The following is a 15,046-nucleotide window of genomic DNA, read 5'->3' on the forward strand; positions in this document are numbered from 1 at the left end:
CAATATCGGCTATCAGGCCTCGGATACCGGGCTCGGCTATGGTCAGGAGTTATCAATACGTTGCGGGCATTACCAGAAAAATCAATTCAGCAAACGCCATTCCCGCGCCTGATTAATCGCTTGAATGCGGCCGCTCACCTGGAGTTTTTCATATACCTGCTTCAGGTGCCATTTTACGGTCTCAACCGAGATGCCCAGCGAGCGGGCGATACCTTTGTTTGAATAGCCATCTGCGATCAACTGTAGCGTTTGTTGCTCTCGTTCGGTTAAGCGCCGGCACTGAGACTGGGCGAGATCGTCTTTATCCGGCGAACGCCCTGCGTCGTCAGCGGCCTTTTGCAGTAATGCCGCGGCCATGTTGGCCAGTTCACTATTGGGCGCCAGTTTCTTGCGGACATGGTTTAGCAGAGGCAACAGGTCTGGGCCCGCATCCAACAGGCTACGCTGGAGTTTTTGCTGCATCGCCCGTTGTAACGACGGTTTGAAAACCGCCCCCGCTTGCTCTTCCTCTCCTGCCCGCCATAGCGCGACCGCTTGCAGCACCCTTAAACGTAAGGCAGATAACCATTCCCCGCATTGTTCCTGCTCGTTTGCCAACGAGTGAATGATGTCGGCAGCCGCCAGCGGGTCGCCATCGGCAATAAGCAAACGGCTCTGGCTTAAGCGAAGATGATGGGAAATCACTTTCAGACCCAGCGTATCTTTCTCTGACCCGGCTTCTCCGGCTAACGTCTGCAACTGACCCAGCAGGAGTCTGGCGCCGTCAACATCCCCTTGCCGGAGACGAATCGTCAGCTTCTCTGCCAGCAGCGGCACCCTCGCCCGGGACCATCCCCGGCTAATAGTCAGTTTTTCAGCATGAAACAGCAACGGCTCTGCTTCCTCCGGCTGGCCGCTTAGCTGTGCCTGACGCGCCAGGATGATATAACACCGGCTGAGGCCATCGGGCGGAGAGAAGCTATCGATCATCTCCAGCCGCAGAGTGAGCAACGCATCAATCCGGCCCACCTCCCCTTGCTCCCAGGCGATTTCAGCCAGAATAGGCGCAAGCGTTGCACTGCTACTGGAATGGGGCCCGGTATGCTGTTCCGCATAACGCAATGCCTGAGACGCCTGACGCTCGGCTTCCAACAGATTGCCCTGACGGAGATAGCCCTGAGCCACAACAAAAGCACGGTAAACCTCAACGAACAGGTTGCGGCTCACTACTTTTGTGCCGGGCATGCGGCATTGCACATCCAGCGCCTTTTCCGGACGTAGATCCACCAAATGACAATAGCTGAGAATATTGCATACCAGGCCGTCAACCCAGATGTCGCCGCAGGGCACTTCCCGCAGTAACGGCCCAGCAATGGCAATACTTTGAGGAATATTTTCAGCGAAGGCTTCGCAAATGGCCCGCACCACGCGCAACTTAACCCAGGTGCTGTGGGCCAGATCGTCGCGGTTGGCTTCAACCAAGACGTCTAACGTATCAAGCAACTGGCGGGAATCGTTAAAACGAAAATGATGCGCCAGCGCCCAGGCCAGGTTGAGTTGCAGGTCGATGCGGGTAGGGTCCGGACTGGCGGGCAGATAGCGCATCCAGCGCACCAGCGTATCAATGTCTCCTTCCTCGGCCAGTGATTGCGCCCCCGCCTCGGCATGCTTACTGCCGGTTTTGCCTGCGGCCAGGGTGTGACGCACCGCTTCAGCCCACAACTGTTGGCCGGCAAACCAGTTACCGGCCCGCTCATGCAAGACCCGGCTATCTTTATGCGCGGCGTGTTGCAACCGGTTAAGCAACGTATCGCGCATAAGCGGATGGTAACGGAACCAGAATCCTCCTTCATCCAGCGCGGAAAGAAACAGATTGTGCTGTTCTATCCAGGCTAACATCGCCTCACCGTTGTTCCGTCCGGTCACGGCATTGCACAACGCGGGATTAAGACGATTGAGAATAGAGGTACATAGCAGGAAATCGAACACATCGGGTGGCAACGGTTCAAAAATCACCTCTTCCAGATAGCGGGTGATAGTCCGTGAACCTTCACTCAGGCTGTCCATAAAGTGGCTGGCGTTGATGCGCCACTCGGCTGATAGGGTGGCGATCTTCATACCCGCGATCCAGCCTTCGGTCAGAGAGATAAGGCGCTGAATATCCTGTTTTCTCGCCGTCTGCGGCGCTGAATCCATAAAGTAGGCGCTGGCTTCCTCGCAGGTGAAACGCAGGTCATTATCGTATATTTCTGCCAGTTGCCCCTGAACCTGCAAACGGCTCAGCGCCAACGGGGGACGGAAACGGCTACCGATAATCAGGTGCAAAGAAGAGGGAGCATGGTTAAGGAGGTATGCCAGTCCGTCATGTATCTCACGGTCGCTGATGCCCTGATAGTCATCCAGAATCAGGTAAAGCGGGTGCGGACAACGGTGTAATTGATTAATGAGCTCCGCCAGGAACATCGAAAAATCAGCGGGTAGATCCCCCAGCAGATACCGCCGAAAGGCGGTGCTCCAGCCATTATACAGCGGCCGCAACGCTTCCAGCAGATAGCGCATAAATAACAGCGGCGTGCTGTCGTCGTCTTCAAGGCTTAGCCAGGCGACCGCATCGCCCTGCTGCTGGCGGCGGCGATACCACTGCGCAAGCAGCGTGGTTTTGCCAAATCCTGCGGCGGCGCAAACCAGCGTCAGGCTGCATGACTCTGCTTCATCAAGCCGTTGCAATAAGCGATCGCGCTGCAACAACCTCCCCGGCGTACGCGGGGGCGTAAGTTTGGTGAGGATCAGCGGTAGCTTGCGCGTAAAGCGAAAAGGCTCTTCATTAGCGAATGCCGCAAGCGGGTAATGTGTTGGGGGCAAGAGCTCCATACGTGCCAATACCTCTTTATTCAGTCTGAATTTTAAGTGTACCCAATGGAGGTAAACGAAACCAAGATTAACCCGCAATAACTTGTCCCCACCCGGATTTGTCCCCCTTCCTCCCCATTACCCCCCCACCAGAGGGGGTATGCCGCGTTTGCGGGCGCCTATAAAGTAAATTGTCTGCCGCAAGTGGGGCAAGAACCGGGTGAACTACCCGGCGCACATATGGTGGGAAACGACGCAACAGAACAAATTCAGGGCCCTGGCATCGCTCATACGCTTGAGGCGACGGATGAAAGTTTGCCTGGGGTGATTTTTGCGCACCCTACGCTGTCGGAAGCGATGCACGAGGCCATTCTTGCGGCTAATGGCCGGGCATTGCATCAGTAATCATTGGTTTTTTTTAATCAGTACGAGGTGGATACAAAATATGGCTATCGAAAATAAAGTAGCGTTGGTAACCGGCGCCGGGCAAGGTATTGGACGTAGCATCGCATTGCGTATGGCCAGAGATGGCGCATCGCTGATGCTGGTTGACGTTAACCGTTCCGGGCTGGATGCGGTAGCCGCCGAGGTGGAAGCATTGGGGCGTAAAGTAGCAACCTTTGTTGCTGATATTACCGATCGTGCTCAGGTTTATGAGTCTATCGATCTGGCCGAACAACAATTGGGCGGGTTTGACATTATTGTCAACAATGCAGGCATGGCGCAGGTGCAGGCACTGGCTGACGTTACCCCGGAAGAAGTCGATCGCATCATGCGGGTCAACGTTCAGGGGACGCTCTGGGGGATTCAGGCTGCGGCGAAGAAATTTATCGACAGAAAACAGAACGGCAAAATCATTAACGCCTGTTCCATTGCGGGTCATGATGGCTTTGCCTTACTCGGTATTTATTCGGCAACGAAATTTGCCGTGCGCGCGTTGACGCAGGCCGCGGCCAAAGAGTATGCCAGCCGGGGAATCACGGTGAATGCTTATTGCCCGGGTATTGTCGGTACTGGCATGTGGCAGGAGATCGATCGCCGTTTCTCAGAAATTACCGGAACGCCTCTTGGCGAAACCTACAAAAAGTATGTTGACGGCATTGCACTTGGCCGCGCAGAAACGCCGGATGATGTGGCAGGTCTGGTGTCGTATCTGGCCGGGCCGGACTCTGACTATATCACCGGACAATCTATCCTGATTGATGGCGGTATTGTTTATCGTTAAGCCTTTCTTCCCAAGCCGCTTTCGCCGGGGAAAGCGGTTTTTTAGTCTTTACCGAATGGCGCAGAAATCTCGCCACAAAATCGACACCAATAATAAGCCGGCATCCTGTCGGGCAGGATGCCGGCTTAGTCAGTCATATGACGAAAGGGATATCAGATATCGATATTCATCGCCTTCAGCGCGTTCTCTTCGATAAACGCACGGCGAGGTTCAACCGCATCCCCCATCAGCGTGGTAAACAATTCATCCGCCGCAATCGCATCTTTAACCGTAACCCGTAACATACGACGGCTGGTCGGATCCATGGTGGTTTCCCACAGCTGTTCCGGGTTCATTTCTCCCAGACCTTTATAACGCTGGATAGCCAGACCACGACGAGACTCTTTCACCAGCCAATCCAGCGCCTGTTCAAAACTGGCTACCGGTTGACGACGCTCACCACGCTCAATGTAAGCATCTTCTTCAATCAGGCCACGCAGTTTTTCGCCCAACTGATTCAGCTTACGATACTCGCCACCGGCGATGAAGCTTGCTCCCAGCAGATAGTCGGTATCCACGCCGTGGGTACGTACGCGCAAAGCCGGTTCAAATATCTGACGTTCCCGATCTTCACGAAGCACGAAGCTATAGGCGCTGCCGTGCACTTCCTGTTCATTCAGGCTGGCAGCCAGCGCTTCAATCCACGACTGTACTTTTGCCCGATCGTTCAAATCCGCTTCAGCCAGCGTCGGCTGGTAGATTAAACAATTGAGCAATGCACGCGGGAACCGACGCTCCATACGGCCAATCATTTTCTGCACCGCGTAATGCTCGGAAACCAGTTTCTCCAACGGTTCGCCAGCCAGCGCCGGGGCGTGAGCATTGGCGTGCAACGTCGCCCCGTCCAGCGCCAGCGCAATCTGGTACTGATCCATGGCTTCATCGTCTTTGATGTACTGCTCTTGCTTACCTTTCTTCACCTTGTACAACGGCGGCTGCGCGATATACACGTGACCACGTTCAATGATTTCAGGCAGTTGACGATAGAAGAAGGTCAACAGCAGCGTACGGATGTGAGAACCATCGACGTCGGCATCGGTCATGATAATGATGCTGTGATAACGCAGTTTGTCCGGGTTATATTCATCCCGGCCGATGCCGCAACCCAGCGCCGTAATCAGCGTCGCCACTTCCTGTGAAGACAGCATCTTGTCGAAACGCGCTTTCTCAACGTTCAGGATCTTGCCTTTCAGCGGCAGAATCGCCTGATTCTTACGGTTACGTCCCTGCTTGGCGGAGCCGCCCGCCGAGTCCCCTTCCACCAGGTAGAGTTCGGACAGCGCCGGGTCGCGTTCCTGACAGTCCGCCAGTTTCCCCGGCAGACCGGCCAGATCGAGCGCCCCCTTGCGACGTGTCATATCACGCGCCTTGCGCGCCGCTTCACGGGCTCGAGCCGCATCAATGATTTTTCCCACGACAATCTTGGCGTCCGATGGGTTTTCCATCAGATAGTCCACCAGCTTCTCGTTCATCAACGATTCAACCGCGGTTTTCACCTCGGAAGAAACCAGCTTGTCTTTGGTCTGTGAGGAGAATTTGGGATCGGGTACTTTCACCGATACCACAGCAATCAGACCTTCACGCGCATCGTCGCCGGTGGCGCTGATCTTGGCCTTTTTACTGTAGCCTTCTTTATCCATGTAGGTGTTCAGCGTACGGGTCATCGCGGCGCGGAAACCGGCCAGGTGCGTCCCCCCGTCACGCTGCGGAATGTTGTTGGTAAAACAGTAAATATTTTCCTGAAAACCATCATTCCACTGTAACGCCACTTCAACGCCGATATCGTCTTTCACCGTGGAGAAATAGAACACGGTCGGGTGGATTGGCGTTTTATTCCGGTTGAGATAATCGACAAACGCTTTGATCCCGCCTTCATAGTGGAAGTGATCGGCCTTGTCTTTTTCACGCTCGTCAATCAGGCGGATCGATACGCCGGAGTTCAGGAACGACAGTTCACGCAGACGCTTGGCCAGAATCTCATATTCGAATTCCACCACGTTGGTGAAGGTTTCCAGACTCGGCCAGAAACGGACCGTCGTACCGGTTTTCTCGCTATCGCCCACCACTTTCAGCGGTGCCTGGGCGACGCCGTGGCGATAGGTCTGTTCATGGACTTTGCCTTCGCGGCGAATCACCAGCTCCAGTTTTTCAGACAGGGCATTAACGACCGACACCCCGACGCCGTGCAAACCGCCGGAGACTTTATAGGAGTTGTCATCAAACTTGCCGCCGGCATGCAGCACCGTCATGATCACTTCCGCGGCGGATATCCCTTCTTCTTCATGAATACCGGTAGGAATACCACGGCCATCATCCTGTACCGAGACGGAGTTATCAGCGTGGATGGTGATGACAATGTCTTTACAATAGCCAGCGAGTGCCTCGTCGATAGCGTTGTCCACAACCTCGAATACCATGTGATGCAGACCGGTACCATCATCCGTATCGCCGATGTACATTCCTGGGCGTTTACGTACCGCATCCAGCCCTTTCAATACCTTGATACTTGAGGAGTCATAAGAATTCGACATCAACGTTTCCCGCTCATTTTAGTCCTGTGATTGAACCGTTATTTTACCCTGTTCCACGCGGAACATCTTGCCCTTTTCACCAACCATGTCGTCTATCTGTTCCGCGCTGACTGCGCTCACAAATACTTGTGCATGAGTGGCTTTTAACCGTTCAGCCAGCAAACGGCGGCGGGTACTATCCAGTTCGGAAGCAAAATCATCGATCAGATACAGACAGCGCAGTCCGTTCTGACGGGTGAGGAACTCACCCTGGGCCAATCTTAATGCGCACATCAGCAGCTTTAGCTGACCGCGGGATAACATATCCTCAACGGCCACGCCGCTGGCGCGGATGCGAAAGTCGGCTTTATGTGGCCCAAGCGCCGTATAACCAAGCATACGGTCGCGTTCAAACTGCCGTTCCAGCAGTTCGGCATACTCACTCTCTTTGTCCCAACCTCGCTGGAACGAAAACCCGAGAGAAAACTCAGGCAGGAATTGCATACAGGTCGCAGTGATATCTTCAATAATCGCTTCACTGTACTGCGCCCGCCATTCGCTGATACGTTGAGCCAAAGGCGCCAATTCCTGATCCCAGGCCCTGAGTTGACCATAATGGCTCACCTGACGCAGCGCCGCATTACGCTGACGCAGCAGGCGTTTCATATTGCTCCAGGCGGAGAAAAAACCGGGTTCGTTGTGAAAACAGCCCCAGTCGAGAAAAGCACGGCGAAATTTCGGCCCGCCATTTAGCAGGGTAAAACCTTCGGGTGTAATAAGCTGAATCGGCAACAGCTGCGCGAGCTCGGCCACTTTATGGCCATCGCTGCCGTCAATGCGCACTTTACTGTCTCCCTGACGGTTTTTACTCAACCCGACAGACCGCTCTTTTTCCGCGCTGTCGATACGGCCGTGCAATATAAATTCATCCCGATCGTGGCGGATAACGCGCGCCGCCTGCACGCTGCGAAACGCCCGGCCATGTCCCAGCGTATAAATCGCTTCCAGCACGCTGGTTTTGCCACTGCCGTTCGCCCCGACCAAAAAGTTAAAGCCGGGTGCCAGCGCCAGATCGGCCGCTTCAATATTACGGAAATCTTTAATCAGAAGACGAGTAAGCGCCATGCGACTACTTCATGTGGTCAAAGACGTGATTGTCGCAGACAGAGTGGGAACGGGCGCCGCGCCGAACCCATGTCCGCGGCAATAGCGAACACGGCCAATCCCAATCTGGCAAGTAAAATAGCCCGCCATAATACTAGAGGCGCATGGGCATAACGACATAGGCTGCCGCCCGACTGGCGCCATCTTCAATCTGCACGCTGGAAACAGAGTCGGTCAGCAACAGGCGAACATCCTCGCACTTCAGCGCGTTCAGTACGTCCAGAACGTAGCTGACGTTGAACCCGATCTCCATCTCGGTCCCCTCATACTGCACATCCAGAATCTCTTCCGCTTCTTCCTGTTCAGGGTTATTCGCGGTGATCTTCAACTGGTTGTGGATGAGGTGCAAACGTACGCCGCGGAACTTCTCATTCGACAGAATGGCGGCGCGCGAGAACGCTTGCTTGAGCAAATCACAGCTGGCTTCCAGCGTTTTATCCGGGTTTTTCGGTAAAACGCGGCGATAATCAGGGAAACGGCCGTCAACCAGCTTGGAAGTAAAGATAAAATCACCGACATGCGCACGGATATTGTTACTGCCGATTTGCAGTTGCAGCGGCGTATCGCCGCCATCCAGCAAACGAACCAGCTCCATCACGCCTTTACGCGGCACAATCACCGAATGCGACGGCAGAGACTGTCCTACCGGCATGGCGCAAACGGCCAGTCGATGACCGTCGGTCGCGACCGTGCGCAATTCTTCGCCTTCGGTTTCAAACAGCATGCCGTTAAGGTAGTAACGCACATCCTGATGCGCCATCGAAAACTGCGTGGCCTCAATCAGACGCTTCAACGTGGCCTGCGGCAGTGAGAATTCTACTTCGCTCTGCCAGTCATCCAGATTGGGAAAATCCGCCGCAGGCAGGGTCGATAGCGAAAAACGGCTACGACCGGAGCGCACCAGCATGCGATCGCCATCCAGCATGATGGTGATTTCCGCACCGTCCGGCAAACCACGGCAGATATCAAACAGTTTACGGGCAGGTACCGTCGTCGCGCCCGGCTCATGCGGTTGCGTAAGCGCGACTTTGGCCACCATCTCCATCTCGAGATCGGTACCGGTCAGTGACAACGCGCCTTCGGTCACCTGTATCAACAGGTTGCCCAGAATAGGTAACGTAGGTCGACCGCCCAACGGGCTGCTGACCTGCTGCAATGGCTTTAACAGATGTTCGCGTTCAACAATAAATTTCATCATGTTATGAAGATAGGGTTCTGATTAAATTGGAAAAATCTTCTTTGATGTCGTGACTTTCCTCACGCAGCTGTTCGATTTTACGACAGGCATGCAACACCGTAGTATGGTCACGTCCACCAAACGCATCGCCGATTTCCGGCAGGCTATGGTTGGTCAGCTCTTTGGCCAGCGCCATCGCCATCTGACGCGGGCGCGCCACTGAACGGGAACGGCGTTTAGACAACAGATCGGCAACTTTGATTTTATAATATTCCGCCACTGTCTTCTGAATATTGTCGATAGTAACCAGTTTTTCCTGCAATGCCAGCAGATCGCGCAGCGCTTCACGCACAAAATCAATCGTGATGGAACGGCCGGTAAAGTTGGCATTGGCGATAACCCGGTTCAAGGCGCCTTCCAGCTCACGAACGTTGGAGCGCAGGCGTTTGGCGATAAAGAAAGCCACTTCGCCGGGCAGACGAATATCGTTTTCATCCGCTTTCTTCATCAGAATCGCTACGCGCGTTTCCAGCTCTGGCGGTTCAATGGCAACGGTCAGACCCCATCCAAAACGGGATTTCAGACGATCTTCCACGCCGTTGATCTCTTTCGGATAGCGATCGGACGTCAAAATGATTTGCTGATTACCTTCCAGCAGGGCATTGAACGTATGAAAGAACTCTTCCTGAGAACGCTCTTTGTTGGCAAAAAACTGAATATCATCAATCAGTAACGCATCGACAGAGCGGTAATAACGTTTGAACTCTTCAATCGCATTGTTCTGCAACGCTTTCACCATATCCTGAACAAAGCGTTCAGAATGCATGTAAACCACTTTCGCGTTAGCTTTGCGGGCAATAATGCCGTTGCCTACCGCATGCAACAAGTGCGTTTTCCCCAGCCCCGTGCCGCCATACAAAAACAGCGGATTGTAGGCGCCGCCCGGATTGTCGGCGACCTGACGGGCAGCGGCGCGCGCCAGCTGGTTTGACTTACCTTCAACAAAGTTATCAAACGTATGCTTGGGGTTCACATTGGAACGATAGGTATGTTCAGCCTGCACCGGCGAATTATCCCAGCTTGGGCGTACCGGCGCCAAACGGGTCTGCGATACGGCGGCCATACTAACATTACCATTATTATGGTGATTGACCGGCTGGCTCACGGCCTGAACCAAAGGTTTGCTCCCAACCTCAAAACGCAGCAAAGGGGCGTCCATCCCGCAAAAATCATTGAGCAATCCATTGATGTTATTCAAATATTTATCACGAACCCAATCCAGAACGAAGCGATTAGGGGCGTAGAGCGCCAGAGTGTTATCACTCAGCTCCGCCTGTAACGGGCGTATCCACATACTGAATTCTGTGGCAGGTAACTCATCCTGCAAACGGGCAAGACACTGCTGCCAAAGCGAAAGCGACACGGCGGACTCCACTCGAACAAGAACGATCAAAAAGAAAAGAATAAGAAACGTTATTTATGTGACTCATGATTTTGGCGCCCTCTCCCAGCCAACGCATGGAAGACAGACGCACCGCGTTACCCATAAGCGGTTTACCGTGACGATCCCGACGAAGGATCGCCAACGGGACGGCGGATCATAACCTAATCCGGAGAAGAGATCCTCCCCTTCTGCACAGTTTCGATCCTTTTTATCCACAGGCTATTCTTATAGCAGCCCTGTGCGACAAACTATAAAGATCGGATTCTGCTGACCTTATGCCAGCCGGTGCGGGACGTGCTCAAGAATAAACCCGATGATAAGATCGTTACGGTGACCGCGATCATGATCTTGCGGGAGAGATCGTCGTAGGATCCTTGCGCTTTATTATAGAGTCCGTATAATTCCCTGCCCGCGCGTCCACGCCTGTTTTCTGTGCTCGGCCAGACAGAAATCCCAAAAATAATTGGCATGGCTGGCAGGTAAAGTGTGATGTTAATTGACTCGGGACTGTACAATTATTACAATCCCGCCTCTTTCAGTTATATATGATTGTTATATGCGATTGAGGCGTCGGTCACTGTCACGCCGAGCAGCCAAACGCGTTTACTGTGAAGTCGTGTTTATTCCCCGCACCAGCAGGGATGGACCGTTAATTATCCAAGTTTAGGTAGAAATCGCCATGAAACGCACTTTCCAACCGTCCGTATTGAAGCGTAACCGTAGCCACGGTTTCCGTGCTCGTATGGCCACTAAAAATGGTCGTCAGGTTCTGGCCCGCCGTCGTGCGAAAGGCCGTACTCGTCTGACCGTTTCTAAGTAATAAAAGCTAACCCACCGAGTGGTTAAGCTCGCTTTTCCCAGGGAGTTACGTTTGTTAACTCCCAGCCATTTCACTTTCGTCTTCCAGCAACCGCAACGGGCTGGCACGCCGCAAATCACTATCCTCGGCCGCCTGAACACGCTGGGGCATCCCCGCATCGGTCTTACCGTCGCCAAAAAGCATGTCAAACGTGCTCATGAACGCAATCGGATTAAACGCCTGACGCGCGAAAGCTTTCGCCTGCATCAACATTCATTGCCATCAATGGATTTTGTGGTAATTGCGAAAAAAGGGGTGTCTGAACTGGATAACCGAACACTGACGGAAGCGTTGGAAAAACTATGGCGTCGGCACTGTCGTTTGGCTCTCGCCTGCTGATCGGGTTGATACGCGGTTATCAACTCGTTATCAGTCCGTTACTTGGACCACATTGCCGGTTCCGGCCAACGTGTTCACAATACGGAATTGAGGCAATACGCAGGTTCGGCATGATAAAAGGCAGTTGGTTGACGCTCAAACGCGTATTAAAATGCCACCCTTTGAACCCTGGTGGTGATGATCCCGTACCGCCAAAAACCGACAATAACAGAGAACATTAACGATGGATTCGCAACGCAATCTTCTTCTCATCGCTCTGCTATTCGTGACCTTTATGATCTGGCAAGCCTGGGAAACGGACAAAAATCCGCCGGCGACCACGCAGGCCATACAGCAGGCGACGAATGCAGCAACCGGCGATGCTACCAATCAGGGCGTACCGGCCAGCGGTCAAGGTCAACTGATCACGGTGAAAACCGACGTGCTGTCTTTGACCATCAATACCCGCGGTGGTGACATTGAGCAAGCACATCTGCTGACTTATCCGGATACGTTGGGTTCAGATAACCCCTTCCTGCTGCTGGAAACCACGCCAGAGTTTGTCTATCAGGCGCAAAGCGGTCTGACCGGCAAGAACGGCCCGGATAACCCGGCGAATGGTCCGCGTCCATTGTTTACCGTCACCCAGGATCATTTTGACCTGGCTGAGGGTCAAAACGAACTGCGCATTCCGATGACCTACACCGCAGAGGACGGCGTTGTCTACACCAAAACGTTTGTTCTGAAACGTGGCGACTATGCGCTGAATGTTGACTACAGCATCGACAACGCCAGTGCGCAGCCGTTGGAACTGACCCTGTTCGGCCAGTTGAAGCAATCCATCGATTTACCCAAACATCGCGACACCGGCAGCAGCAACTTTGCCCTGCATACTTATCGTGGCGCCGCGTTCTCTTCCAGCGAAGATAAATACAAGAAATATAGCTTCAGCGACATGGATGAGAACCTGAACATCACCACCAACGGCGGCTGGGTCGCCATGCTGCAACAATACTTTGCTACCGCATGGATCCCGACAACCGCAGGCGACAACACATTCTATTCGTCCCGGCTGGGCAATGGACAGGCGGCTATCGGCTTCAAATCCACGCCGGTTGTCGTACCGGCAGGCAGCCAGCAAAATCTGAACGCGACCCTGTGGGTTGGCCCGGAAATTCAGGACAAAATGGCCGCTGTCGCGCCACATCTGGACCTGACCGTGGATTACGGCTGGCTGTGGTTTATTTCTCAGCCGCTGTTTAAACTGTTGAAATTCCTGCACGGCTTTATCGGCAACTGGGGCTTCTCCATCATTGCCATCACCTTTATCGTGCGCGGTATCATGTACCCGCTGACCAAAGCGCAATACACCTCCATGGCGAAAATGCGCATGCTGCAACCCAAACTGCAGGCGATGCGTGAGCGTATTGGTGACGACAAACAGCGCATGAGTCAGGAAATGATGGCGCTGTACAAGTCAGAAAAAGTTAACCCGCTGGGCGGCTGTTTCCCGCTGTTGATTCAGATGCCAATCTTCCTGGCGCTGTACTACATGCTGATGGGCTCCGTTGAACTGCGTCATGCGCCGTTCGCCCTGTGGATTCATGACCTGTCCGCACAAGACCCGTACTACATTCTGCCGATCCTGATGGGCGTGACGATGTTCTTCATTCAGAAGATGTCGCCGACTACCGTTACCGATCCGATGCAGCAGAAGATCATGACTTACATGCCGGTCATTTTCACGGTGTTCTTCCTGTGGTTCCCGTCTGGTCTGGTGCTGTACTATATCGTCAGCAACCTGGTGACAATCATTCAGCAGCAGCTGATCTACCGTGGTTTGGAAAAACGTGGCTTGCATAGCCGCGAGAAGAAATAAATCCCGGGATTGCCACGACAATAGCGAAAACAAGGCGGTCATTGACCGCCTTGTTTTTTATCGGCTGCGTTTCCCGCAACGACACGTAAAATAGCCTGACAACAGGTGCCAATACAGAGAGAACATCATGAGTCATACCGATACCATCGTTGCCCAAGCCACGCCACCGGGACGCGGCGGGGTAGGTATTTTACGCGTTTCCGGGCAGTCGGCTTCAGCCGTAGCCGAAGCCGTTTTGGGCAAACTTCCCAAACCGCGTTACGCCGACTATCTACCGTTTCGGGATGCTGATGGCACGACGCTCGATCAGGGTATTGCTCTCTGGTTCCCCGGCCCGAACTCCTTTACCGGTGAAGACGTGCTGGAACTACAGGGGCACGGTGGCCCCGTCATTCTCGATTTGCTGCTGAAACGTATTCTGACGTTGCCCAACGTGCGTATTGCACGCCCTGGCGAGTTCTCTGAGCGCGCATTTCTTAACGACAAACTCGATCTGGCGCAGGCCGAAGCTATCGCCGATTTGATTGATGCCAGCTCCGAACAGGCCGCGCGTTCCGCGCTGAATTCGTTACAGGGGGCTTTTTCCGCCCGTATCAATCATCTGGTTGAAGCGCTAACGCACCTGCGAATCTACGTTGAAGCCGCCATCGACTTTCCGGATGAAGAAATCGATTTTCTCTCTGATGGCAAAATTGAAGCACAGCTCAACAATGTGATGGACGACTTGGACGCAGTCAGAACCGAAGCGCATCAAGGCAGCCTGTTGCGTGAAGGAATGAAAGTCGTGATTGCCGGGCGGCCCAACGCCGGCAAATCAAGTTTGCTCAACGCGTTAGCCGGCAGAGAGGCCGCCATCGTGACCGATATTGCCGGCACCACCCGCGATGTCTTGCGCGAGCATATTCACATCGATGGCATGCCGCTGCATATCATTGATACCGCAGGCCTGCGCGACGCCAATGATGAAGTGGAACGTATCGGTATTGAACGCGCCTGGCAGGAAATAGAACAGGCTGACCGTGTGTTATTCATGGTGGATGGCACCACCACGCAGGCGGTGGAGCCCGCCGCTATCTGGCCCGAATTCATGGCGCGCTTGCCAACAACCCTGCCGATTACCGTGGTGCGTAACAAAGCCGATATCACCGGCGAGAAGCTGGGCATTGAGGATGTGAATACTTACTCACTTATTCGTCTTTCCGCGCGTACCGGGGAAGGCATCGATACGCTGCGCGATCACCTCAAACAAAGCATGGGATTCACCAGCAACACTGAGGGTGGCTTTCTGGCACGTCGCCGCCACTTGCAGGCACTGGAACAGGCCGCCCAGCATCTGGTTCAGGGTAAAGAACAACTGGTAAGCGCCTATGCGGGCGAGTTACTGGCTGAGGAACTGCGTCTGGCTCAGCAGGCTCTGAGCGAAATCACGGGCGAGTTCACTTCCGACGATCTTCTGGGACGTATTTTCTCCAGCTTCTGTATTGGCAAGTAACGGTTAGTCTGTAAGCGCCCACTTACTTCCACCGATCCCGCATAGCTGCCTTGTTGTGCTGATGATAAGAGATGCCGTCAGCGCTGGCTTCCCGGTCGGCGATGAAAATC

Annotated in this window: 11 protein-coding genes and 1 pseudogene; 7 read left to right on the plus strand and 5 right to left on the minus strand. The window is 53.9% G+C overall.

The genetic code is table 11. The features are described 5' to 3' along the window. Positions 1–81: 81 nt before the first annotated feature. On the minus strand, positions 82–2,850 hold the full coding sequence (locus tag B4923_RS11095; RefSeq protein ID WP_109054427.1) for a winged helix-turn-helix domain-containing protein: 2,769 nt from the start codon (positions 2,848–2,850) through the stop codon (positions 82–84). A gap of 192 nt (positions 2,851–3,042) precedes the next feature. Between B4923_RS11095 and B4923_RS11100 the strand changes: the two are divergent. Next, positions 3,043–3,234: pseudogene (locus B4923_RS11100) on the plus strand (dihydrolipoyl dehydrogenase); the annotation flags it as partial. 40 nt (positions 3,235–3,274) lie between these two features. Then, positions 3,275–4,054 (plus strand): acetoin reductase, encoded by a 780-nt coding sequence (locus tag B4923_RS11105; protein WP_109054429.1) that lies wholly within the window; start codon positions 3,275–3,277, stop codon positions 4,052–4,054. Positions 4,055–4,206: 152 nt separating this feature from the next. On the opposite strand, the gene gyrB is transcribed toward B4923_RS11105, so the two are convergent. The 4 genes from gyrB to dnaA form a co-directional block, all read right to left on the minus strand. Next, complete coding sequence (gene gyrB, locus B4923_RS11110) at positions 4,207–6,624, minus strand: DNA topoisomerase (ATP-hydrolyzing) subunit B (protein WP_109054430.1); 2,418 nt, start codon at positions 6,622–6,624, stop codon at positions 4,207–4,209. A gap of 18 nt (positions 6,625–6,642) precedes the next feature. Then, entirely contained in the window at positions 6,643–7,728 is a 1,086-nt protein-coding gene (gene recF / locus B4923_RS11115; RefSeq protein ID WP_109054431.1) for a DNA replication/repair protein RecF, read from the minus strand. A 133-nt stretch (positions 7,729–7,861) separates the two neighbouring features. Then, complete coding sequence (gene dnaN, locus B4923_RS11120) at positions 7,862–8,962, minus strand: DNA polymerase III subunit beta (protein WP_109054482.1); 1,101 nt, start codon at positions 8,960–8,962, stop codon at positions 7,862–7,864. Between the two features lie 4 nt (positions 8,963–8,966). Next, positions 8,967–10,367: a chromosomal replication initiator protein DnaA gene (gene dnaA / locus B4923_RS11125; protein ID WP_109054432.1), complete on the minus strand. Its 1,401-nt coding sequence runs from the start codon at positions 10,365–10,367 to the stop codon at positions 8,967–8,969. 700 nt (positions 10,368–11,067) lie between these two features. Between dnaA and rpmH the strand changes: the two genes are divergently transcribed. The 5 genes from rpmH (at position 11,068) to mnmE (ending at position 14,936) form a co-directional block, all read left to right on the plus strand. After that, entirely contained in the window at positions 11,068–11,208 is a 141-nt protein-coding gene (gene rpmH, locus B4923_RS11130) for a 50S ribosomal protein L34 (protein ID WP_004093983.1), read from the plus strand. An 18-nt stretch (positions 11,209–11,226) separates the two neighbouring features. Continuing rightward, a complete protein-coding gene (gene rnpA, locus B4923_RS11135) occupies positions 11,227–11,586 on the plus strand; it encodes a ribonuclease P protein component (protein WP_109054433.1) in 360 nt (119 codons plus the stop codon). Then, the gene (gene yidD, locus B4923_RS11140; RefSeq protein ID WP_009115145.1) at positions 11,550–11,807 is read left to right on the plus strand and encodes a membrane protein insertion efficiency factor YidD; all 258 of its coding nucleotides are present in this window, start codon (positions 11,550–11,552) and stop codon (positions 11,805–11,807) included. Before rnpA ends, yidD begins: the two co-directional genes overlap by 37 nt. Before the next feature lie 2 nt (positions 11,808–11,809). Further along, on the plus strand, positions 11,810–13,444 hold the full coding sequence (gene yidC / locus B4923_RS11145; RefSeq protein ID WP_109054434.1) for a membrane protein insertase YidC: 1,635 nt from the start codon (positions 11,810–11,812) through the stop codon (positions 13,442–13,444). Between the two features lie 127 nt (positions 13,445–13,571). Further along, complete coding sequence (gene mnmE / locus B4923_RS11150) at positions 13,572–14,936, plus strand: tRNA uridine-5-carboxymethylaminomethyl(34) synthesis GTPase MnmE (protein ID WP_109054435.1); 1,365 nt, start codon at positions 13,572–13,574, stop codon at positions 14,934–14,936. Positions 14,937–15,046 lie beyond the last annotated feature (110 nt).

It is taken from the genome of Brenneria roseae subsp. americana, from assembly GCF_003115815.1.
In the GTDB taxonomy this organism is placed as follows: domain Bacteria; phylum Pseudomonadota; class Gammaproteobacteria; order Enterobacterales; family Enterobacteriaceae; genus Brenneria; species Brenneria roseae.